Source organism: Winogradskyella sp. SYSU M77433 (assembly GCF_029911945.1).
Taxonomy (GTDB): domain Bacteria; phylum Bacteroidota; class Bacteroidia; order Flavobacteriales; family Flavobacteriaceae; genus Winogradskyella.
Genome location: NZ_JARYTG010000001.1, coordinates 756,850 through 779,404, shown reverse-complemented (window position 1 = coordinate 779,404; position 22,555 = coordinate 756,850). Strand labels below are relative to the sequence as shown.

The following is a 22,555-nucleotide window of genomic DNA, read 5'->3' as shown; positions in this document are numbered from 1 at the left end:
TATGCCAATAATAAAACCTGTTAGAGGAATACATCCTCATATACCAGAAGATTGTTTTGTTGCAGACAATGCAACTATAGTAGGCGAAGTTACTATGGGAACTAATTGTAGTGTTTGGTTTAACGCTGTAATAAGAGGTGATGTCCATTTTATAAAAATGGGTAATAAAGTCAATATTCAAGACGGAGCTGTAATCCATGCTACTTATCAAAAGTCCCCAACAACTATAGGCAATAATGTTTCTATTGGTCACAATGCCATAGTTCATGGTTGTACAATAAAAGATAATGTGCTAATTGGTATGGGAAGTATTGTTATGGACGATTGTGTGGTAGAAAGCAATAGTATAATTGCCGCAGGTGCCGTAGTGACTAAAAATACCATTGTAGAATCTGGTAGCATTTATGCTGGTGTACCAGCAAAAAAGGTAAAAGATATTAGTAAAGAATTAATTTCAGGTGAAATTGATAGAATTGCAAATAACTATGTAAAATATTCAAGTTGGTTTAAAGAAGAATAAATCTACTTAAAAGTCTAGATAAGCTGTATTGAATTTATTTTCTACTATAGTATTTAATATTTCTAAATTTCCGTTGGTATATAAGTTAACCTCAGGTTTCCTTACTTCAGAATTCAATAAATTATTAGAATTTAAGATGGCTTGAGTTTGTTTGGCAACAGCTCTTCCAGAATCAATGATCTTAATGTGCTTAGGAAGCATTTTAACCAACATAGGGATTAGGTAAGGATAATGTGTACAGCCTAGCACTAAATAGTCTATATTCTGATCTAGCATTGGTTTTAGATAAGTTTCTAAAAGGGCTTGCATTTCTTCAGATTCTAACTTTCCTGTTTCAATAAGTGGAACGATACCTTCTCCAATTTGTTCAATAACTTTAATACCGTTTGTATGCAAACTAGAGGTTTTATAAAATAATTGGCTACTCAAAGTACCTTTGGTGGCTAAAATGCCAATCACTTTAGTTTCAGTATTTAGTGCTGCAGGTTTTATAGCTGGTTCAATACCTATAAATGGGGTGTTGTAATTTTCACGTAGAAAATCAATAGCATTAGTTGTGGCGGTATTGCATGCTACTACAATTATCTTAGAACCTTTTTTTAGAAGGTATTCCGTGTTTTTTATGCTTAGCTGAAGGATGTCTTCTGCAGATTTATTACCATAGGGAGCATTTTTACTATCTGCTAGATATATGATATTTTCGTTAGGTAGAAGTGCGTTTATCTCCTTAAAAATAGAAGTGCCTCCAATACCAGAATCAAAAATGCCTATAGGTTTGTTGCTCATAGTTACAAAAATAAAAAGTCGCTTTAAACAAAGCGACTTTCTAAAAATATTATTTTTTAAGATATTAAATACCTAATTGTTTTTTTACATCTGCCAATAAGTCTTTACCATCTGCAACGACTAACATAGCAGAATCTAAAACATATTGAAAACCTTGAGCTTTAGCTACAGCTTTGATTGCATTGTCAGCTTTCTCAACAATAGGCTTCAATAAATTGAATTCTTTTTCCTGTAAGTCTTTTTGAGCTTGTTGTTGGTATTGACCTAAACTTTGTTTCATGCCTTCAACCTCTTGCATACGCTTCATGTTTTCTTCTTCAGTTTTTCCTTCAGCTTCAGCATTGTATTGCTTTAATTTTGTATCCAATTCTTTAAGAGAACCTTGGATTGTAGCTTCATAAGTTTTACCAAGTTTTTCAATTTCTGCCTGAGCAGCTGTGTATTCTGGCATAGCTTTGATAAGCTCTTGCTTGTCAATATGAGCAACTTTACTTTGTGCATTACTGAAACTCGTAGCACCTACAAATAATACTGCTGCAAATAATAACGATTTTAAATGTTTCATTTTTCTAAATTGTGTTTGTGTGTTATAAATTAATTGTTTTCGTCTTCGTTTTTCTTAGCGTTAGCTATAGAATCTCTCTTTTGTATTTGTTTTTCACGTTCTTCACGTGCTTTTTTTCGTTGTTCTATTATTTTCTTTTTTCGTTCTTCTAGAGACTTTTGTCTAGCTTCTCTATCTTTTACTTTTTGTTCGCGAGCCTCTCTTAATATCTCAGCCTCTGTTTTAGGTTCCTTACCAGCTGTTGAATCTTTTTTAATAGCATTTTTAGCTTTAGTACTATCGGCTTTTACAATCGTTTTGGCTTGTACTGAAGAATCTTTTTTCGTTGTCTTGGCTTTATCGTCATCATCAGAGTTTCCATTGCGTTGATCTAGTATTTTTTGGCGACGAGCCTCAGCTTCTAGTCTATTTGCATTTCTAATTGAATCTTGCGCAGCTCTTCTTTTAGCCAATGCTTCTTCTCTTTCAGCACGTTTTGCTGCTAAATCTGCCTCACGTTTTGCTTTTCTTTCATCTAAAGCTCTCTGGCGCTCATCTTTATCGCCATCTACAACAGGGATAACTTCTTCATCTTCTAATTCTTTTCGTTCTTTTTTGTTTTTTGCTTGACTTCTGTTGGATGCGCGAGTTATTGTTCTTAATACTTGCTCACTAATATCATAGCGTTCGGCTGAATAAAGCATTACAACATCTGCTGATTTATCAAAAACAAAATCGAATTGCTTTGATTCTGCTATTTCCTGCACTGCAGCAAAAATTTGATCTTGTATAGGCTCTACCAATTGACGCTTTTGAATCATTAAATCTCCTTCAGGTCCAAAACGCTTTTGTTGATAGTCTAAAATTTCTGCTTCTTCAAATGAAATATCTTCAAAACGTTCTTCATATAACTCTTTAGTAAGAAGTATGCTTTCGTTTTCTAATTCTTTTTTCTTTTGATCAATTTCATTCAAGCGTTTTTCAATTTCGCTTTTCCATTGAAGCACTTTTTTATCTAACTGAGATGACGCTTCTTGAAACTCTGGTACATTTTGTAAAATATATTCAGTATCTATATACCCAATTCTTACTCCACGTTGTGCATAAGCACTGAAATTCATAAAGCTTAGTGCTATTAGTAAAAAAAGAACTTTGTACTTCATCATTAGTTTATTTTGTTTATTTGAGACTTCTATAAGCTAATCTAAAACTTTTGGCTTAGAGTCGCTTCGCTTCAAAGTTAACGAAATATATTCTTAAAAATTTTAACACCATGATCAAATACTTATTATGCTTTTAGAAAATATCGTGCCAAACTTAAAATTGTTGCCCAATTATAAAGTGTGTTTCCCACTGTCTTGGTGCAGAACCATCTGGTAGGTTGTCGAAACCATGACCGAAATCTATACCTAAAAGTCCGAAGGCTGGCATAAATATTCTTAGACCAAATCCTGCAGATCGATTTAGATTAAATGGGTCAAAATCTTTGAATGTATCAACTGAAGCACCTGCTTCTAAGAAAGATAATGCGTATATCTTAGCTTGAGCACCCAGTGTAATAGGGTAGCGTAACTCTAATGAGAATTTATTATAAATAGATCCACCATCTGTACTAGATAAAGATTGGTTTGGATAACCACGTAGCTGTACAACTTCTCTACCATCTAATGAATAGTTGGCTAAACCGTCACCACCGACAAAAAATCGCTCAAAAGGAATAACACCTCTAGCATTGTTGTAGGCACCTAAGAAACCAAACTCCATGCTAGGTCTTAGTACTAACTTTTTTGTAAGTGCTGTATACCAATCTACCTTAAACTTAATTTTGTAGAATTCTAACCACTTATAACGTTCTTGGTCAATTTCAGCTCTTCTATCTAATGCATCATTATATGCAGCTTGGGAGACATTATTTGAACCAGATTGATAATCGTTTATTATTTCTGTTTGACCAGCTCTGTCATCAGCAAGATCATCGTAATCTACACCATTTACTAGTGAATAAGGGAATGTAAACTTGGCTGATACACTAAAATTTGAACCACCAGTAGGGTAAATAGGGTCTGTGTAAAGGTTGTTTCTACTTAAGCCAATAGTATAAGATAAATTATTAGATGAACCGTCACCAAAAGTAAATAGCCTTGTGTTGTAGTTGTTTAAATCATAGTGTTGGAAACCTAAAGCTTGAGATAATACAAAGTAATCATCAGGTTTGGATAATCGGGTAGATAAACCAAGTGTAATACCGGTAATATTAAAGCTTTGGCTTCTATCTGCTCTTCGGGTTACAGAATTATATAGAAACTGCTTTGAGTGAGAAATTGATGTTGATAATTGATATGGCTTTTTACCACCAAACCAAGGTTCACTAAATGAAAAGCTATAGGTCTGGAAATATTGACTAGCTTGAAGTCTTAATGCTAAACTCTGTCCATCACCTCTTGGTACAGGTTTGTATGCATCTTTCTTGAAAATATCTTTGATAGCAAAATTGTTAAAAGAAAGACCTAAAGTACCTATGAAGCCACCTCCACCATAACCACCTTGTAGTTGTATTTGGCTAGAACCTTGTTCTACTACAGAATATTCAATATCTAAAGTACCATCAACAGGGTTTGGGTTTTTTATATTAGGAGTGATTTGTTGTGCATCAAAGAAGCCTAGCTGACCAAGCTCTCTTATTGTTCTTATAATCTCTGATTTTCTGTAAAGCTCACCCGGACGCGTTCTAATCTCCCTATATATAACATGGTCATTAGTGACATCGTTTCCTACAACAGTAACTTCGTTATAGAAAGCAGGTTTACCTTCAGAAATACGAATCTCCATATCAATAACATTACCCTCTGCACTAATTTCCACTGGATTTATGGTAGAGAACATATAACCAAAGTTTTGATAAGCGTTGGTTAAGTCATCGGCATCTGGATTTTTAGTGTTAGCAATACGCTCTCTTAATTCTACACCATTATATGTATCCCCTTCTTTAATACCTAAAATATTAGAAAGTTGTTGGTCAGAGTATATTGTATTACCAACAAAAGTAATTTTACCGAAAGTGTATTTCTCTCCTTCTTCTACTTTTATATTTAAGTTAATGTTTTTATCATTTACATAGGATATAGAATCTGAGATAACCCTAGCATCTCTATAACCATTCTCTTTGTAGTAATCAACAAGACTAACTAAATCTTCTCTGAAATCTTCTTCAATATATTTTGAACGTTTGAAGATTCTTAAAGGACTAAGACTTTTTTGCTTCGTGTTTTTCATAGCTTTACGAAGCTTTTTATCCTTTATTTTTTCATTACCTTCAAAAGTAATTTTCTTGATTTTTACTTTTTCTCCTTTATCAATTTTGATAAGCATATTGACTCTTTCTTTTTCAACTGAGTCAATAACTTGAGATGTAGAAATATCAACTTTAGTATTTAGGAATCCCTTTTTTTGATACTTGTTGGTTAGATAGTTTCTTGTAGTTGCAATAAGGTTTTCTGTTACTTTTTGGCCTGCCTGAAGCTTATTTTCGTTAATAATTTCTTCTTTCTTACCTTTCTTAACACCTTCAATGGTAAGATCTTTTAACTCTGGGAGATCTATAAGATGAATCTCAAGATTAGCAGTATCACCATCAATATCGGTTACATAAATATCAATACTACTGAAAAGATTAGATTTCCATAAGGTTTTTACAGCATTGGCAATTTTTTCACCTCCAATTTGTATTTCTTCGTCTTTTCTAAGTTTAGAATAAGCAATAATGGTTTGTGGGCTAAAATTAGTATTACCTGTTACATTGATTTCTTTGATAAGGTATTTTTTTCCACCAGTTACTTGGGCATTACCGGAAAATGAAATCGTAAAGAATAATAGAATGCAAATAAATTTAATAAATGACTTTAACACTGCTCTATTGGGTAAGTTGTTCGCTCGTTTTTCCAAATCTTCGTTCTCTGTTTTGATAGTTTATGATTGCCTCGTATAGATTTTCCTTTTTAAAATCTGGCCATAAAATATCCGTAAAATATAATTCTGCATAAGCTATTTGCCACAGCAAAAAATTACTAATTCTTTGTTCACCACTTGTGCGAATAAGTAGGTCTACATCTGGTAAATTTTGCGTGTAAAGATGATTATTTATAATTGATTCATCAATAGTTTCGGGAGAAATTATATTATTTTTAACTTTAACTGATAATTCCTTAATAACATTAACAATTTCTTCACGAGAACCGTAGCTTAGAGCTAGAGTTAATGTCATATTTGTATTGTTTTTTGTTTTTTCAATAACATCTATTAGTTCTTGGTGCGCCTTTTTAGGTAAATCGTGTAGGCATCCAATAGCTGAAAGCTTAATGTTATTGTCTTGTAAGGTCTTAATTTCTTTTTTTAGTGATTTAACCAAAAGTTTCATCAGTGTTTGTACTTCTAGTTTAGGACGGTTCCAATTTTCGGTAGAAAAAGCATAAAGCGTTAAGTTTTTAACACCTAGCTCAGCACTAGCTTCTACAGTTTGCCTAACGGATTTGGTGCCATTTTCATGACCAATCACACGCATTAAACCTTGTTGTTTAGCCCAGCGACCATTTCCATCCATAATTATTGCAATATGGTTGGGTAGCTTTTCTTTATTTATTTGTTCTTTTAAACTCATTTAAAAATTGCAATAACAAGGTCTTCTACCAAAGGTATAAGTTAAGGTAATTCCTGAAAACACATACCAATCATTACTGTTTGTGTTACCAAAACTGAGTTGCTCTCTATCTTCAGAATCTGGAACGCTGCCATCTAATTCATCAGAAAAAGTATAACGAGCACCAATTTCTGCTGCTAATATAAGATGATTTGAAATGTTAGTCTTATAACCCAATACCATTGGTATACCGTACGCCCAACTACTTGTGTTTTCTGATACTCTGTTACCTGTTGGTGAAAAATAGAAATTATTATGGTATGCCGTACTTATTCCTGTATATAGATAAGGGGTGCCTTTCATTCCGCTTGAATGAAGATCAAAATCCAAAAATGTAAATTCCATACCTAAAGAAATTTCCAAAATACTCGCATTAAAACTATAATCTCTTTCTATTCTTCTAGGGTCATCTGATTTAGAATCAATACCTTCTAAGTCCGAATAAATAATAGAAGCTCTAAACGAATGTCTAGGACTTCTATTCCACTTGGCAATAGCTCCTATAGCTAGTTGATTTGGTGAAATATAATCTGTAGCACCAACATCACCAATAAAGTTACTACCACCAGCAAAAATACCAAGCTCATAGATTTGAGCATCAACATTATTAAGGGCAAAAGTACTTATAAAAATCAGAAAAAAATACCTCATAAATTTTTCAAAGTTCGCAAATATAACAATTAAGATTTGTGTTCAACAATTTGATTCAAATTGTCTTACAGATAAACAGATTTAATGAGGATTTATTGTATAAATTTAGCTTAGTTGCGACGGTCTTCTCCCCAAAGGAGCTTTTTTCTTAATGTATCTAGGAAAGATTCTTCTAAAAGCACCACCATTTTAATTGTAAAAGAAGCCTTTTTTACGGTAACTGTTGTTGTATTTGGAAGTGTAGCTATTCTTGAATCGAGAGACATTAAAAATTGATCTTCTCTACCATCTACTTTGAATGTTACTATGGTGTTGTCTGGGATTATTAACGGTCTAGCATTTAAGTTATGCGGCGCTATTGGTGTTAGAGCAAAGTTTTTTGCTGCTGGAGTAATTACTGGTCCACCACAACTTAAAGAGTACCCAGTAGAACCCGTGGGGGTGGATAAAATTAGACCATCAGCCCAGTAAGAAGTTAAGTATTCGCCATCAAGATGTGTTTCCACAGTAATCATCGATGTGGTGTTTTTTCTGCTTATGGCTAATTCATTAAGTGCAAAATTGGTTTTCGCAATGTCGCTATTTTCAGGATCTGTTGAAATGCTTAAAAGAGAACGTTCTGAAATATTATAATTTCCTTTAAATATTTCAGACATTGCTTTTTCAATTTCCTCAGTTTGTATAGTGGCTAAAAATCCCAAACGACCTGTGTTGATACCAACGATAGGAATTCCTAAATCCCTTACAAAAGTTATAGCTCTAAGTATAGTGCCATCACCACCAACACTTATAAGTAGGTTAAAACTTTGATCTAGTGTTTCAAAAATTTTAATGTTTTTATTGTTGATTACAGTTGTGTCTTGGGTTTGAAGAAATTCTTTTTCAAAATATACATCAACTTCTTTAACCAATAGATAGCCTAGAAGTTTTTCTACAGCGCTTTGGGTTGTATCCTTAACGTAATTTTGTCCATAGATGGCTACTTTCATCATTACATATTTAGGTATTTGTCTAAATACTGAGAACGCTCTTTTAAGCTTTCGATATAAGAGTCTTCTTCATGACCAGAAATAATGTTATAACTATATCTTCTAAAAGTTTGTATCACTTCATTAAAGCTGGCATTTCCTATTTTTAAGGTGATTTGTGTTAAGTCGCCACCCATTTTAGAAATGAATGCACCTAAGAGTTTGGCGTCGTTTGACTCAACAATTTGGCAAACTTCGCTAAAAGAATAATCGTGTATACCTTTCTCAACAATTAAAATGCCTCCAGGTTCGGAGAAGAAAGGTGTTTCATTGAACAAGTGTATAATATCGTTGAGTTCATAATAGCCTAAGTACTTATTCTTCTCATCTAGTACAGGCATTATGTTAGTGTCATTTTGTGCAAAAGCTTCAAGAACATCTAGCCAATTTGTGGTTGGTCTTACGTAAAAACCTTCAATAGCATAGTTGCAGTCACTTATAGATTTTGCTTTTTCAAAACAATAGGCATCTGCCTCGGAAATGCAACCAAGATAGATACCATTATTCTGAACTGGAATGTGAGAATAAGTCAACTGATTAAAAAGCAATTGAACATCGCTAATTTTATCAGTGATATTTAAGGGTTTTACATCGTTAATTACAAAATCTTGTAGCTGCATACCTGTGTGTTAAATATGTTGCAAATTAATCAAAAATAAAGCAAAAAGCGTGTTCTACTTCGTATTTTTGTGACTCAAAAACTATTTAGAGATGACCAAACTAAGTGTTAATATAAACAAGATTGCAACCTTAAGAAACAGTAGAGGTGGTGATGTTCCTAATGTTATACAATTTGCTAAGGATGCTCAGGCCTTTGGTGCCGAAGGTATTACCATTCATCCAAGACCAGATGAAAGGCACATTAGATATAAAGATGCTTACGATCTAAAACCTATAGTTTATACCGAATACAATATTGAAGGAAACCCTGTTCCTAAATTTATAGATTTGGTTATTGAAGTGAAACCAACACAAGTTACGCTTGTTCCAGATGCTGAAAATGCTATTACCTCAAATGCAGGTTGGGATACGATAAAACACAAAAGTTTTTTACAGGAAGTGATCACGGAATTTCAAAATAATGGTATTAGAACTTCGATTTTTGTGGATCCAGATTTACATCAAATAGAAGGAGCAAAGGAAACAGGAACAGATCGAATAGAACTTTATACAGAATCTTATGCGCATCAATATAGCTTAGGTAATAAAGAAGCTATAAAACCATATATGGAGTGTGCTGGTTTAGCTAATACTTTGCAATTAGGAATTAATGCAGGTCATGATTTGTCTTTGGATAATATTAAATTTTTCAAAGAAAATATAACAGGCCTTTTAGAGGTTTCTATTGGTCATGCCTTAATTGCTGAAAGTCTGTATATGGGAGCAGAATCTGTAATTAAGCAATATCTAGAAAAATTGAAATAATACATAATGAGTTTATATTCTAATATTATTGGCGAAGGCCAACCTTTTATCATCTTACACGGTTTTTTGGGTATGGGAGATAATTGGAAAACTTTAGCCAAACAATTTTCAGAATCAAATTTTGAAGTTCACTTAGTCGATCAGCGTAATCATGGTCGTAGTTTTCATTCCGATGACTTTAATTATGAAGTTCTGGCCGAAGATTTAAAGACGTATTGTGAAGAAAACAATTTAAAAGACATTATACTTTTAGGGCATTCTATGGGTGGAAAAACAGCAATGTTATTTTCAACTTTATATCCCGAATTAGTAAAGAAGCTTATAGTTGCCGATATTTCACCAAGGTATTATCCTGTTCATCATGATGCGATATTAAATGGACTAAGTAGTTTAGATTTTTCACAAATAAAAAGTAGAGGAGAGGCAGATGATGAATTAGCAAAATACATTAAAGACACAGGAACCCGAATGTTCTTACTCAAAAATTTGTATTGGGTAGAAAAAGGACAGCTTGGTCTTAGATTGAATTTAGAAGCCTTAAAGGAAAATGTGTCTGAGGTTGGTGAAGCTTTACCAATTCACGCAATTTTTGATAAAGATACTTTATTTCTCCGAGGAGATAGATCGGAATATATAGGAGAATCTGATGCTTCAATAATTCATAGGCATTTTCCGAATTCAGACATAGTAACCATTTCAAATGCTGGTCATTGGCTTCATGCAGAAAACCCAAAAGATTTTTATGATGCAGTAATGAATTTTGTATCTTAAAGCTAAAAATTTATACAAATGAATCTTATAATTAGACTTTTATTGAATGCGTTGGCTGTTTTTATTTTGGCTTATGTTTTAGGTGGTGTTGATGTAGATGGTTATGGTAGTGCACTCATCGTGGCCATTGTTTTAGCCATACTTAATCTGTTGGTAAAACCAATTTTAGTCATATTAACCTTGCCAGTAACAATATTAACATTAGGGCTTTTCTTGTTGATTATTAATGCGCTAATTATTCTGTTAGCGGATAAATTAATAGACGGGTTTTCTGTTGACGGAATATGGATAGCTATACTTTTTAGTGTTTTGCTGTCAATACTTCAGTCTATCTTACAATCCTTCTTTAAAGAAGATAAAAATAGCTATAAATCAAACGCTTAAAACTATTGTTGGGTTGTGAAAAATATTGTACTTTTGCAGCCCAATTTTTAGTTTCAATTAAGAATGAATATTACAAGAGAAAACATCGATGAGCTAAATGCAGTCGTAAAAGTGGATATCGCTAAAGAAGATTATAGCGATAAAGTAGAGAAAATCTTAACAGATTACCGCAAGTCGGCTAACATTCCTGGTTTTAGAAAAGGTCACGTACCAATGGGAATGGTGAAGAAGCAGTATGGAAAAGCAGTATTGGTAGATGAGGTTAATAAATTATTGCAAGATGCGCTTGGAAAGTACTTAACAGAGGAAAAGCTTGATGTTTTAGGAAACCCATTACCTAAACCACAAGATGATTTAGATTGGGATGCTGATGCATTTTCTTTTGAATTTGAATTAGGCTTAGCACCAGATTTTAATGTTGACCTAAAAAACAAAAAAGCAATAACACATTACAATATTGTTGCAGATGACAAAATGATTGATAACCAAGTTAAGCATATTCAGAAGCAATATGGTAAACTAGTTTCTCAAACTGAAGTTACTGAAGAATCAGAAATTACTGGAAAATTCACTAATGAGGAAGAAGGTATAGAAAATGTAGCAACAATTACTTTAGATAAGGTTAAAGGAAAAACTAATGCTAAGAAATTTGTTGGTGCTAAAGTAGGGGATGTTCTTTCTTTAAAAACTAAAGGACTTTTTAATGACGATCATGATTTAATGACATTCTTAAAAGTGTCTCATGATGATGCTCATGGTTTAGATATCAAAGTTGATTTTGAAATTTCAGAAATCAACGAAAGAGAATTAGCTGATTTAGATCAAGAGTTATTCGATAAGCTATTCGGAAAAGATATCGTAACATCAGTAACTGAATTAAAAGAAAAAATCAAGGAAGATTCTGAAAAACAATTTGCACAACAAGGAGATCAAAAGTTGTTGAATGATTTTACAGAGTATTTAGTTGACAGTACAAAATTCGACTTGCCAGCTAACTTCTTACAAAAATGGATGCAAACTGCTGGCGAGGAGCCAATGACGGAAGATCAGGCAAAAGAAGAGTATGAGAAGTCTGAAAAGAGTATGCGTTACCAATTGATAGAAGGTAAATTAATTCAAGAGCATAACCTACAAGTTCAGTTTGAGGATTTAAAAGCACACGCTATGGAAATGATCAAAGCTCAAATGGCACAATTTGGTCAAATGAACCCTTCTGAGAAAGAATTAGAAGATATAGCTGCTCGTATCCTTTCTAACCAAGATGAGGTAAGACGTTTGTCAGAACAATTAATGAGTCAAAAATTATTAAACCTATATAAAACTGAAGGAAATATAAAGACAAAAGAAATCACTTATGATGATTTTGTTAAAGAATTCTACAGTTAATGGTTAATGAATAAATTAGTATCTTTAAGGCGTGGAACTGAATAGTTTTACGCTTTTTTTTTAAATCAAAAAAAACTTACTTAAAAATATGGATTACGGAAAAGAATTTCAAAAATTCGCCATAAAAGATCAAGGGATTAATAGTGCGCATTACGATAAGATACTTACAAGTATGTATCCTACAAATTTAACACCAAACATTATTGAAGAGCGTCAGATGAATGCTGTGGCAATGGATGTTTTCTCACGTTTAATGATGGATCGCATCATTTTCTTGGGTACGGGAGTTAATGATCAAGTAGCAAATATTATTCAAGCACAATTATTATTCTTACAAAGTGTAGATGCTTCAAAAGATATTCAAATCTATATTAACTCACCAGGAGGTAGTGTATATGCTGGTTTAGGTATTTATGATACAATGCAATTTGTAAAACCAGATGTAGCAACGATTTGTACAGGTATTGCAGCATCCATGGCAGCAGTGTTATTGTGTGCAGGTGAAAAAGGGAAACGCTCTGCTTTAAAACACTCTAGAGTGATGATTCACCAACCAATGAGTGGTACGCAAGGTCAGGTTAAAGACATGGAAATTGCTGTAAAAGAAACTTTAAGAGTTAAAGAGGAATTATATAATATTATAGCAAATCATTCAGGTAAATCTTATGAGCAAGTAGAAAAAGATTCTGATAGAGATTATTGGATGAAATCAGACGAAGCTCTTAAGTACGGAATGATTGATGAAGTTTTAGAGCGCAAGTAATTTAAATTACTTTCGACTAAAAAGGGAAATAAGAAAAAGATTCCCTCTTCAATGAGGGAAACTAAAATGAAATAAAGATGGCAAAAGAAGAATTAGAGTGTTCATTTTGTGGTAGGAAAAAGCCGGAAACCAATTTGCTAATTGCAGGATTGGATGCTCATATCTGTGATCGATGTATAGAGCAAGCTCATGGTATTGTAGTTGAAGAGTCTAAACAAGCTGGGAATTCAGACTTAAGTGCTGAATTAATGCTTAGAAAGCCTAAGGAAATTAAGTCTTTTCTAGACGAATATATAATTGGTCAAGAGTACACTAAACGTGTAATGTCGGTTGCGGTTTATAACCACTACAAACGATTATTACAACCTGCTAGCGATGACGATATAGAAATACAAAAAAGTAATATCGTTATGGTTGGGCAAACAGGTACAGGTAAAACTTTAATGGCAAAGACTGTAGCTAAAATGCTTAATGTGCCTTTGGCAATTGTAGATGCTACGGTATTGACAGAGGCTGGTTATGTTGGTGAAGATGTTGAGAGTATTTTAACACGTTTGCTACAAGCTGCGGATTATAATCTTGAAAAAGCTGAAAAAGGAATTGTATTTATTGATGAGATTGATAAAATAGCTCGTAAGAGTGATAATCCATCTATAACTAGAGATGTTTCTGGTGAAGGTGTGCAACAAGCACTTTTAAAGCTTTTAGAAGGAACAGTAGTTAATGTGCCGCCAAAAGGAGGACGTAAACATCCTGATCAAAAATTTATAGAAGTTAATACAGAGCATATCCTATTTATTGCAGGTGGTGCTTTTGATGGTATAGAACGTGTAATAACCAAGCGATTAAATATGCAAGCAATTGGTTATAGTTCTATTAATTCAGGTGATAATGTAGATAATGATAATATACTTCAATACATTATTCCTAAAGATCTTAAGGATTTTGGTTTAATCCCGGAAATTATAGGTCGTTTACCTGTGCTAACCCATATGGATCCTCTTGATGCTAAAACGCTTAGAGCAATACTTACAGAGCCCAAAAATGCTATCATAAAACAATATAAAAAGCTGTTTGAGATGGACGATGTTGAGTTTACTATAACTGATGGTGCTTTGGAGTATATCGTTGACAAAGCTATAGAGTATAAACTTGGTGCTAGAGGTTTACGTTCGTTATGTGAAGAAGTTTTAACGGAAGCTATGTTTGATTTGCCAGGCTCAGGTGAGACTAAACTAAATGTTACTAAAGCTTATGCTGAGGACAGGTTGTCTAAATCTACTTTAAAAAAATTGAAGGCAGTGTCTTAAGTAAAAGAGTAAATAGAACAAAAAAATAAAACCACAATTTCAGAAATGATATTGTGGTTTTTATTTAGTTTGGGATTGATTAATATAATATTACTTGCAATATGTAATTTTATTATTAAATGTTTTGATTAATAGCACATTTGTTACGTCTAAAGTAGTGGCTTATTTCAAACTTGAATTGGTTTTTGGTTAAACTTCAAGAATTATCGTTGTAGGAAAATTAGAAACTTTTTTAAACGATGAACTGTTAAAAATACAACAACTATAGTTTTGTAAGTTTAGAAGATAATTTTAGAATAGTTTTTAGTCTATCTTTAGAATTAAGATTTATCACATATTCTTCATAGCCTTCCTTTTTCACTACAATTTTATAGTCTTCAAAAGGCATTATTCTAAAATTATATGTGGCAGTTTCATCTGTTGTTAGTCTATCAATTTCCTGATCAGTACTATTCAATAAAATAACTGTAGAGTTTGGTAAAACCTCTTCATTACTTGTCATTACAATTCCATTTAATTCCTGATAAATAGCTTCAGCTTCAAAATGATAGATGTTAAATCCTGATTCTTTATCTTTATTTGAAGAAAACACCCCTCTGTTACCATTTATAATCATAAAACCAACGTCATCTTTGTTAGAATTGATAGCTTGTCCTAAATTTCTTGGTGAACTGTATGCCTTAGAATAAATACTAGAAATAAAGATGTCATAGCCTCCTATACTATTATGACCTTTGGAAGAAAAATATAATTCAGAATTATCTGAAGTAGTAAAAGGATATTTTTCGTCTTTTTCAGTGTTAATTGTACTTCCTAAATTTTCTGCATCTGCAATACTACCGTCAGGGTTTATTTTTGCTCTATAAATGTCAAAACCACCAAAACCACCATGCTTATTAGAAGAAAAATAAAGGTATTTGCCATCAGCGGATACGTGAGGGTTTTCTACAGAATAGAAATGACTGCTAATAGTAAGTTCTGTTTCATCCATCCAATAGCCATCAATTTCTTCATGTAACTTAGCCATGTATAATTTATAAATCCTAGGATATTTACGACTACTTCTTGTGTAGTAAACCGTGCGTTCATCTGGAGAAAAAGATGCTTGCCCTTCACTAGCTTTAGTATTTAGAATACTACTGAATAATAGTGGTTGAGAGAAACTACCATTTTCTGAAATGTCTAAATAAAACAAATCTGTAAACGGTTCATTAGTAACTGGATTTTTGCTACTAAAAGCACCAATTTTTTTTGAAGACACAATAACAAGTCTGTCTCTAAACATAGCGCTTGGAATCTCAGAATATCTAGAATTAATTTGAGAAACGTTAACTGTAAAAGCATAACCGCTTTTGTTTAACGCATCAACTTCATTTTTTTTGATAGGATCTGTTTTGCCAAATAGAGTACTTGTACAAAGCATAGCTGCAGAAAGCAGCACATGGACTGTAAATTTCATAACGTAGGGATAATGGATTAATAGCAGTACCAATATAGTTTCAAAAGTCTAGAAACTAATATTGTAGCGGTTTTATTAGATAACTAACCAATATTAACCGATAATCAAAAATGAAATGCAGATTTATCCGATGAAATTACATGTTGTTGATTTTCAAAAGCTCTTCAACATAATTTCTGGTATTTGAAAGGCGAGGCACCTTATGTTGTCCTCCAAGTTTGTTGTTTTCTTTTAGCCAATCGTAGAATAAGTTTGGTCTGCCACAATGAATTTTAGGTTTGTTAAGCGTCATGTTGTTGTAACGCTTAGCTTCATAATCAGAATTTAAGGATTTTAAGGCATTATCAAATAATTCCTCAAAATAAGCCATATCTTCTGGTGGTGTTTTAAATTCAATAATCCACTCATGAGCTCCCTTTTCTTTTCCATGCATAAAAATTGGTGCAGCTGTGTAGTCAACTATTTCTGCAGAAGTTCGTTTGCAGACTTTCTTTAAAGCGTCTTCGGCATTTTCAATAATCAGTTCTTCACCAAATACATTAATATGGTGTTTGGTTCTTCCTGAAACTTTTATGCGATGTGGTTTTAGACTTACAAAGCGAATAGTGTCTCCTACCTTATATCTCCACAAACCAGCATTTGTAGTAATGACAATGGCATAGTTGGTATTTAATTGAACTTCGCTAAGAGGGATAACTTTTTGCTCTTCTGTACCATAAGTGTCCATTGGAATAAACTCATAGAATATACCGTAATCTAACATCAATAATAAATCGCCCGAATAATTCTGGTCTTGAATGGCAAAGAATCCTTCGGAGGCATTGTAAATTTCGTAGTACTTAAAACTCTTTTTAGGAAGTATATTTCTATACTGTTCTATATAAGGATTAAAACTTACTCCTCCGTGAAAATAGACTTCTAGATTTGGCCAAACATCAAAAATATTGTCTTTGCCTGTTTTTTCTAAAACATTATTTAAAAGCACTAGCATCCAAGATGGTACACCAGCCAAACTTGTTACATTTTCATTTATGGTTTCATCTACTATTGCGCCCATTTTTGTTTCCCAGTCACTCATCAATGAAACCCTGTTGCTAGGTGTGCTGCTAAATTCGGCCCAAAAAGGCATATTATCAATTAGTATAGCGCTTAAGTCACCAAAAGCAGTGCCGTTTTCTTTGTAAAGTTCTTTGCTGCCTCCTAGTCTTAAGCTTTTGCCAGTGAATAATTGTGCGTCCTCATTATTGCTTAAATACATGCAAAGTAAGTCCTTGCTGGCTGCATAGTGGCAGTCTTCAAGGGAATCAGTACTAACAGGTATAAATTTGCTTTTAGCATTAGTTGTACCACTAGATTTAGCAAACCACTTTATAGGTCTAGGCCAAAAAATATTTTGCTCACCACTTCGAGAACGCTCAATTGAAGGTTGAATTATTTCGTAATTAACAATAGGAATACGCTCATTGAATTCTTTATAGGTTTTTATAGAAGCAAAATCATATTTCTTTCCCACTTCGGTGTCTTTGGCAAATTTCAATAAACTGAAAAGCAATTCGTTTTGTACCTCATTAGGATATTTTAAGAACAATTCAATTTGATGGAATCGTTTTTTTAAAAACCACGAAGCAATAGAATTAACAATGGGAATTGGCATGGATTGGCTATCTTTACACTGATATTTAACGCTAAAAATACTAAATTTCTTTCATGGTTTATACAGGTGTACTCACTAAAATGCAAACAGAGTTTTTAGATCCGATTCAATATTATTTGGTTTTTGAAAATGACTTTATCCATATGAATCAATTACTAAATAAAACAATCGAAATGAAACTTATTGGTCACCAATGCCTAAGCTGTGGATTAGATAAGCCTATTTACAGACAAGGGTTTTGTAAGAGTTGCTTTTTTGATAAACCTGTAGCTGGTGATTGGATAATGCGACCAGAGTTAAGTACAGCACATCTAGATAAAGAGGATAGAGATTTGGAGTATGAAAAGAAAGTACAACTTCAACCACATATTGTTTATCTGGCAAATTCCAGTAATGTTAAAGTTGGTGTTACCAGAAAAAGTCAGGTGCCCACACGATGGATTGATCAAGGTGCGCATGAAGCTATAGAAATTGTTGAGGTGCCTAATCGTTATCTGGCAGGTATTACAGAAGTTGCTTTGAAAGACTATGTAGCTGATAAAACAAACTGGCGCAATATGCTGAAGAATGATATTAAAGATGAAGATTTAATGGAATGGAGACAAAACCTGAAGCAATATATTCCTGAAGAAGCTAAAGATTATTTTATAGAATCTAATACAGAGACGCATATACACTTCCCAGTAGAAAAATATCCTTTAAAACCTAAGAGTTTAAACCTAGAGAAAACCAATGAGTATTCAGGAAAATTGGTTGGTATAAAAGGACAATACCTCATATTTGAAGATGAAACTGTTTTTAATATCAGAGGTAATGAAGGCTTAGTTATCGCAATGAATGTCTAAATGTTATAGATGCGTTAAACTATAACTTTGGTTTTTAGTTTTTTATTAGATTATAATAAAAACAATATGAAAACCTCTCCCATACTTTACGTTATTATTACAACTCTATTACTGATTACTATCACTATAATGAGTGCTATGGATTTACCTTTTAACTGGGTATTTTATATCACGGTAGTAGGTCAAGTTTCTATTGTGCTTATGGTCTATAAGGTATTGACTGATAATTATTCAACCAATAAGACTTTTGCTCATTTTTATGAAGACAGACCAATAAGTTCTATTGTTTTTGAAGCAGAAAATGAAAACCCTAGAAGTTAATTAACGAGGTGAAACAAAAAAAGGAGCAACATTAATATGTAGCTCCTCTAATATCTTTTATAGAAGATATCTCTATACTTCTTCTTGATCTCTTAAAGACTGAATGTATGCAGCTTTTTGAATCTCTCTTCTTCTTTTAACAGAAGGCTTAGTAAAATAACGAGACTCTCTTAAGTTTTGCATTATTTGCACATTTCTGTGTTTACGCTTATAACGTTTAAGCGCTCTCTCTATATTTTCACCTTCTTTAATTTCGATCTTTATCATTATATCGATATTTTTTGTTATCTAATTCTTGCAAATGGTCGGCAAATATATAGCAACTATTTGAAAATAAAAAATTAAATAAGCGTTTTCAATGTTATTTTTTATCCTAAATATGTTTTTAGGATTTTACTCTTACTTGCATGGCGTAATCGTCTAATCCCTTTTTCTCTAATTTGCCTTACACGCTCACGTGTTAAATCAAAAATACTTCCTATTTCTTCGAGGGTCATAGGAGGTTGATTTCCAATACCAAAATTCAAACGAATAACGTCACTTTCCTTTTGAGTTAACGTTTCCAAAGCACGTTCTACTTCAAGATTTAACGATTCATTCATTAGTTCTTTATCAGGTCTTGGTGATTCACCAGAACTTACTACATCATATAAACTGAAAGTTTCTCCATCTTTTAATGGTGCGTCCATTGATAAATGACGACCAGAATTTTTCATGGATTGTTTTACTTCACGTGTACTAATGTCTAGTTCTTTTGCAATTTCCTCGGCATTCGGAGGTCGTTGATGTACTTGCTCTAAGTGAGAGAACGTTTTATTGATTTTATTTATCGTTCCAATTTTGTTAAGCGGTAAACGAACAATACGAGATTGCTCGGCTAAAGCTTGCAAAATGGCTTGTCTGATCCACCAGACGGCATAAGATATAAATTTAAAACCTCTGGTCTCATCAAAACGTTTAGCAGCTTTTACTAAACCAGCATTACCTTCATTAATCAGATCTGGTAATTTTAATCCTTGATTTTGATATTGCTTAGCAACAGAAACCACAAACCTTAAGTTGGCTGTAGTTAGTTTATCTAATGCAACCTGATCACCTTTTCTAATGCGTTGTGCTAATTCCACTTCTTCATCAGCAGTTATCAACGGAATCTTGCTTATATCTTGTAAATATTTATCTAAAGATTTATCTTCTCTGTTGGTAACTTGCTTGGTGATTTTTAATTGCCTCATATATCCTTTTTAAAATTAGTGAACCTATAACATAACTTTATTTTTAAGATATACAAGAAAACCACAAATAATTAACAAATTTTGGCAAAAACAGAGCTGTTTTTATTCAAAATCACTGATTTTTAGTCGAATCTTGACTTGTTTTAGACTTTTTCTTTCCAAAGACATTGCCTAACACATTTTTCACACCTTCCTTAACTTTATCATTTGTTGAAGTTTTGGTGCTGTCTTTTACTGTTGCTGTAGAGTCGGTTTTAGTTGTGTTGGAATTAGAATTTCCTCCTAATACATTACCAAGCAGGTCACTAATTTTATCTTTTCCTTTACCAATAAGTTTTTGTTTTTCAATCTCAACCAATTGTTTGGTAAGGTTAGAAACTCCGCTGGTTAAATCTGTTGAAATATTTGGGCTAGAAAAACTTCCGTTGATGTTTGCTGTAATAGGAATAGAAATATTATTCACTTCATCATCATTAATTTTTCCGATTAGACGATTCACTTCACTTCCTAAATATTTAGCAGGAACCTGAAGTACAACATCATATTTTAAATTGTTAGAGAAGGTATGCATTCCTGAAATTTCAATAGGAATATCCTTATACTTTAATGTGAAAGGTTTTACGTAAACCTGACCATTTTCAAAACTAAGTGTAGTATTAATATCTTTTTGAAGATTTTGAAGATCTAAAAATTCTAACTTATTATCTAAACCAGCTAATAAAGGACTTTTAGATACATCTACATTTGAAGTCAATAACTCTGCTAAAGCATTACCAGAAATGGTACTTAAGTCTGGTGCAAAATCTTCACCTAATAAACCGCTAATGTCTATTGTAGAATTTAATTTCCCTTGAACAACTTTTGCAATAGGTGCTAAGGCTTTAAGCATTTCTAAATCTTGAAAAGATTGCGAAATATCAAATTGCTGCATTGCTAATTGCATGTCGAATTTTGGCTTAGCTTCTTTGGTAGAAACATTACCTGAAAGACCTAACTGACCATTGAAAATGTCAGTTGTCATATTTTTAAGACTGGCATTTTGGTCTTTTATAACTAGTTGACCTTTTACATTTTTTAAGTTCAGGTTATCATAGATTACAGTTTTAGCATTTGCCGTTATAGTACAATCTAAGAAATCAGGAATCTTCATGGTCTCTGTAGGAGTACTAGAAGCTGATTTGTTTGAACTTGAACCTTCTGAAGCAGTTTTATCTTCTGTCATGAAATCAGAAATAGCAAAAGTATTTGAGTTAACCGTAAAGTTGCCTTCTAATTTTTTATCGCTCAATAAAAATCCAAGAAGGTTATTAATACTTCCCGAAGCATTTAGATCACTCTTACCAGTTAAAGCCTCAAAGTTTTTTAGGCTTACATTTCCAGAATTTAAAGTTAAATCTGCTTTATTGATTTGAATAGGATTTGCCATGTCTTCAGAAGAAAAAATAACATTAGATACAGAAACATTACCGTTGTTTTTAATGCGCTGATAAGCATTGGTTTCAATTGCTTCCATATCAAAAGCGGTGCTTAGGCTACCTCTTAGAATACCACTAAGCTCATTTTCTAAGTCTACAGGATAAGCTTTTGTAATGTTAGCTAAGTTCAAAATACCATCTAAGTTGGCATCAACCAGCATATTGCCTGTAAGATTTTTAATATGTGCTTCTGATTTAAAAACATCTTGGTCTATTCTAAAATCTAACCGATTAACATCTACATAAGTGTCATCTACATTTCCTGTGGTGTTCTTAACCGAAGCATCTATGTGAATATTATCTACACTTTTTGGTAAGTCTGGATATTTAAAGGAAGCATTATCGGACTTCATGTTAATATCTAAAGTCGGAATAGTTTCCTCAGAAACTAATCCTTTAATGATTCCGTTTACTGTAAAGTTTCCTGTGGTGGTAACGTTTTCAATATTTTTTGAATACTCTTTAGGAATTACAGCTAAAAAATCCTTGAAAGACGATTCGGGATTTTTGAAAGTAATGTCTATTTGTTGACCTTCTTCAACCATTTGTAAAAAACCTTCAAACTCTAAAGGTAAAGCATTGATGTAACCTTTGTTGTCCTTGAAGGTGTATTTCTGTTGCTCTAAGTCTAAATCGATTAAAGCTTTTAATTTTATGATATTATTATTTAAATATTGAGCGCTATCAACAGACATACTAACATTAGCTTCCGTATTGGTGTCTAATTCAGATTTTTCCCCAGAAAATATTCCCTTTCCATAGTGGTTAATTTCTGTAACATAAACTTGTGTGTTTGTTTCTTCATCTATATAAGTGAAAGCGCTATTATTCAACTCGTAATTTTTTATATCGAAAGTAAAACTGCCAGAAGAAGTTTTTGTCGTAGTAGAAGGCGCATCGTTTGTTTGTTTAACGATATCGTAGTTTACAGTTCCGTTTTTGTTGTTTTTTATGGTGAGTAATAATTCATCTGCTATAATTTCGTTGACTGCTAAAGGCTCGTCAGAACTTTTAAAAAGTTCACCAATCGCCATTTCGAAAGATAGGGACTTGGCTGTAGCTAAGGTTTCGCCTTCAAATGGAGCTCGGTTGGTAATTTTTAAATTGTCTACACTTACTTCTGCTTTAGGAAAACTACTTATAAGGCTAAGGCTTATATCATCAAAACTGAGATCTGCATCAAGATTTTCGTCAGCATAATTTTGAACAATAGTGTCTATTTTGGATTCTAAAACAAAAGGTATAGCAATTAAAATGGCTATAAAAATGAGTAAGATGATTCCAATAATTTTGAAAATTTTCTTCATA

Annotated in this window: 22 protein-coding genes; 9 read left to right on the top strand and 13 right to left on the bottom strand. The window is 32.7% G+C overall.

Going from position 1 to position 22,555, the window contains the following annotated elements; translation table 11 throughout:
* The first annotated feature begins 1 nt into the window (after position 1).
* Positions 2-520, top strand: a complete 519-nt coding sequence (locus QGM60_RS03205) for a gamma carbonic anhydrase family protein (protein ID WP_281138784.1) — start codon at positions 2-4, stop codon at positions 518-520.
* A 6-nt stretch (positions 521-526) separates the two neighbouring features.
* Here the strand turns inward: QGM60_RS03205 and murI are convergent, their stop codons facing one another.
* The 8 genes from murI to QGM60_RS03165 all read right to left on the bottom strand — a co-directional run bounded on the left by murI (position 527) and on the right by QGM60_RS03165 (position 8,842).
* Entirely contained in the window at positions 527-1,306 is a 780-nt protein-coding gene (murI, locus tag QGM60_RS03200; RefSeq protein WP_281138783.1) for a glutamate racemase, read from the bottom strand.
* Positions 1,307-1,370: 64 nt separating this feature from the next.
* Positions 1,371-1,871 (bottom strand): OmpH family outer membrane protein, encoded by a 501-nt coding sequence (locus QGM60_RS03195; protein ID WP_281138782.1) that lies wholly within the window; start codon positions 1,869-1,871, stop codon positions 1,371-1,373.
* Between the two features lie 29 nt (positions 1,872-1,900).
* Entirely contained in the window at positions 1,901-3,016 is a 1,116-nt protein-coding gene (locus tag QGM60_RS03190; RefSeq protein WP_281138781.1) for an OmpH family outer membrane protein, read from the bottom strand.
* Between the two features lie 151 nt (positions 3,017-3,167).
* On the bottom strand, positions 3,168-5,792 hold the full coding sequence (gene bamA, locus QGM60_RS03185; protein WP_281138780.1) for an outer membrane protein assembly factor BamA: 2,625 nt from the start codon (positions 5,790-5,792) through the stop codon (positions 3,168-3,170).
* Positions 5,761-6,504, bottom strand: a complete 744-nt coding sequence (locus QGM60_RS03180) for an isoprenyl transferase (protein WP_281138779.1) — start codon at positions 6,502-6,504, stop codon at positions 5,761-5,763. The genes bamA and QGM60_RS03180 overlap by 32 nt, the downstream gene beginning before the upstream one ends.
* Positions 6,505-7,194 carry a DUF6089 family protein gene (locus tag QGM60_RS03175; protein WP_281138778.1) on the bottom strand — a complete coding sequence of 230 codons (690 nt, stop codon included), beginning with the start codon at positions 7,192-7,194 and terminating at the stop codon, positions 6,505-6,507. It lies immediately after the preceding gene.
* Positions 7,195-7,304: 110 nt separating this feature from the next.
* Positions 7,305-8,183 carry an NAD kinase gene (locus QGM60_RS03170; protein ID WP_281138804.1) on the bottom strand — a complete coding sequence of 293 codons (879 nt, stop codon included), beginning with the start codon at positions 8,181-8,183 and terminating at the stop codon, positions 7,305-7,307.
* A gap of 2 nt (positions 8,184-8,185) precedes the next feature.
* Positions 8,186-8,842, bottom strand: coding sequence for a CBS domain-containing protein (locus tag QGM60_RS03165; RefSeq protein ID WP_281138777.1), 657 nt, complete (start codon positions 8,840-8,842; stop codon positions 8,186-8,188).
* Positions 8,843-8,933: 91 nt separating this feature from the next.
* Between QGM60_RS03165 and QGM60_RS03160 the strand changes: the two genes are divergently transcribed.
* The 6 genes from QGM60_RS03160 (at position 8,934) to clpX (ending at position 14,261) form a co-directional block, all read left to right on the top strand.
* Positions 8,934-9,647: a pyridoxine 5'-phosphate synthase gene (locus QGM60_RS03160; protein ID WP_281138776.1), complete on the top strand. Its 714-nt coding sequence runs from the start codon at positions 8,934-8,936 to the stop codon at positions 9,645-9,647.
* A 6-nt stretch (positions 9,648-9,653) separates the two neighbouring features.
* Entirely contained in the window at positions 9,654-10,418 is a 765-nt protein-coding gene (locus tag QGM60_RS03155) for an alpha/beta fold hydrolase (protein WP_281138775.1), read from the top strand.
* Between the two features lie 18 nt (positions 10,419-10,436).
* The gene (locus tag QGM60_RS03150) at positions 10,437-10,802 is read left to right on the top strand and encodes a phage holin family protein (RefSeq protein WP_281138774.1); all 366 of its coding nucleotides are present in this window, start codon (positions 10,437-10,439) and stop codon (positions 10,800-10,802) included.
* 63 nt (positions 10,803-10,865) lie between these two features.
* Entirely contained in the window at positions 10,866-12,188 is a 1,323-nt protein-coding gene (tig, locus tag QGM60_RS03145; RefSeq protein WP_281138773.1) for a trigger factor, read from the top strand.
* 88 nt (positions 12,189-12,276) lie between these two features.
* Positions 12,277-12,951 (top strand): ATP-dependent Clp protease proteolytic subunit, encoded by a 675-nt coding sequence (locus QGM60_RS03140; RefSeq protein ID WP_281138772.1) that lies wholly within the window; start codon positions 12,277-12,279, stop codon positions 12,949-12,951.
* A gap of 77 nt (positions 12,952-13,028) precedes the next feature.
* Positions 13,029-14,261, top strand: coding sequence for an ATP-dependent Clp protease ATP-binding subunit ClpX (gene clpX, locus QGM60_RS03135; RefSeq protein ID WP_281138771.1), 1,233 nt, complete (start codon positions 13,029-13,031; stop codon positions 14,259-14,261).
* A gap of 262 nt (positions 14,262-14,523) precedes the next feature.
* On the opposite strand, the gene QGM60_RS03130 is transcribed toward clpX, so the two are convergent.
* Both QGM60_RS03130 and QGM60_RS03125 read right to left on the bottom strand, forming a co-directional pair.
* Positions 14,524-15,720, bottom strand: coding sequence for a hypothetical protein (locus QGM60_RS03130; RefSeq protein ID WP_281138770.1), 1,197 nt, complete (start codon positions 15,718-15,720; stop codon positions 14,524-14,526).
* A 136-nt stretch (positions 15,721-15,856) separates the two neighbouring features.
* Positions 15,857-17,374, bottom strand: a complete 1,518-nt coding sequence (locus QGM60_RS03125; RefSeq protein WP_281138769.1) for a GH3 auxin-responsive promoter family protein — start codon at positions 17,372-17,374, stop codon at positions 15,857-15,859.
* Positions 17,375-17,427: 53 nt separating this feature from the next.
* Here QGM60_RS03125 and QGM60_RS03120 point away from each other — a divergent pair, with 53 nt between their 5' ends.
* Both QGM60_RS03120 and QGM60_RS03115 read left to right on the top strand, forming a co-directional pair.
* Positions 17,428-18,219, top strand: a complete 792-nt coding sequence (locus QGM60_RS03120) for a DUF2797 domain-containing protein (protein ID WP_281138768.1) — start codon at positions 17,428-17,430, stop codon at positions 18,217-18,219.
* A gap of 66 nt (positions 18,220-18,285) precedes the next feature.
* Entirely contained in the window at positions 18,286-18,540 is a 255-nt protein-coding gene (locus QGM60_RS03115) for a hypothetical protein (protein WP_281138767.1), read from the top strand.
* 72 nt (positions 18,541-18,612) lie between these two features.
* Here the strand turns inward: QGM60_RS03115 and rpsU are convergent, their stop codons facing one another.
* From rpsU to QGM60_RS03100, 3 genes are all read right to left on the bottom strand, one after another.
* Entirely contained in the window at positions 18,613-18,807 is a 195-nt protein-coding gene (gene rpsU, locus QGM60_RS03110) for a 30S ribosomal protein S21 (RefSeq protein WP_281138766.1), read from the bottom strand.
* A gap of 101 nt (positions 18,808-18,908) precedes the next feature.
* Entirely contained in the window at positions 18,909-19,772 is an 864-nt protein-coding gene (locus tag QGM60_RS03105) for an RNA polymerase sigma factor RpoD/SigA (RefSeq protein WP_281138765.1), read from the bottom strand.
* 112 nt (positions 19,773-19,884) lie between these two features.
* Complete coding sequence (locus QGM60_RS03100) at positions 19,885-22,554, bottom strand: AsmA-like C-terminal region-containing protein (protein ID WP_281138764.1); 2,670 nt, start codon at positions 22,552-22,554, stop codon at positions 19,885-19,887.
* Position 22,555: the final 1 nt, after the last annotated feature.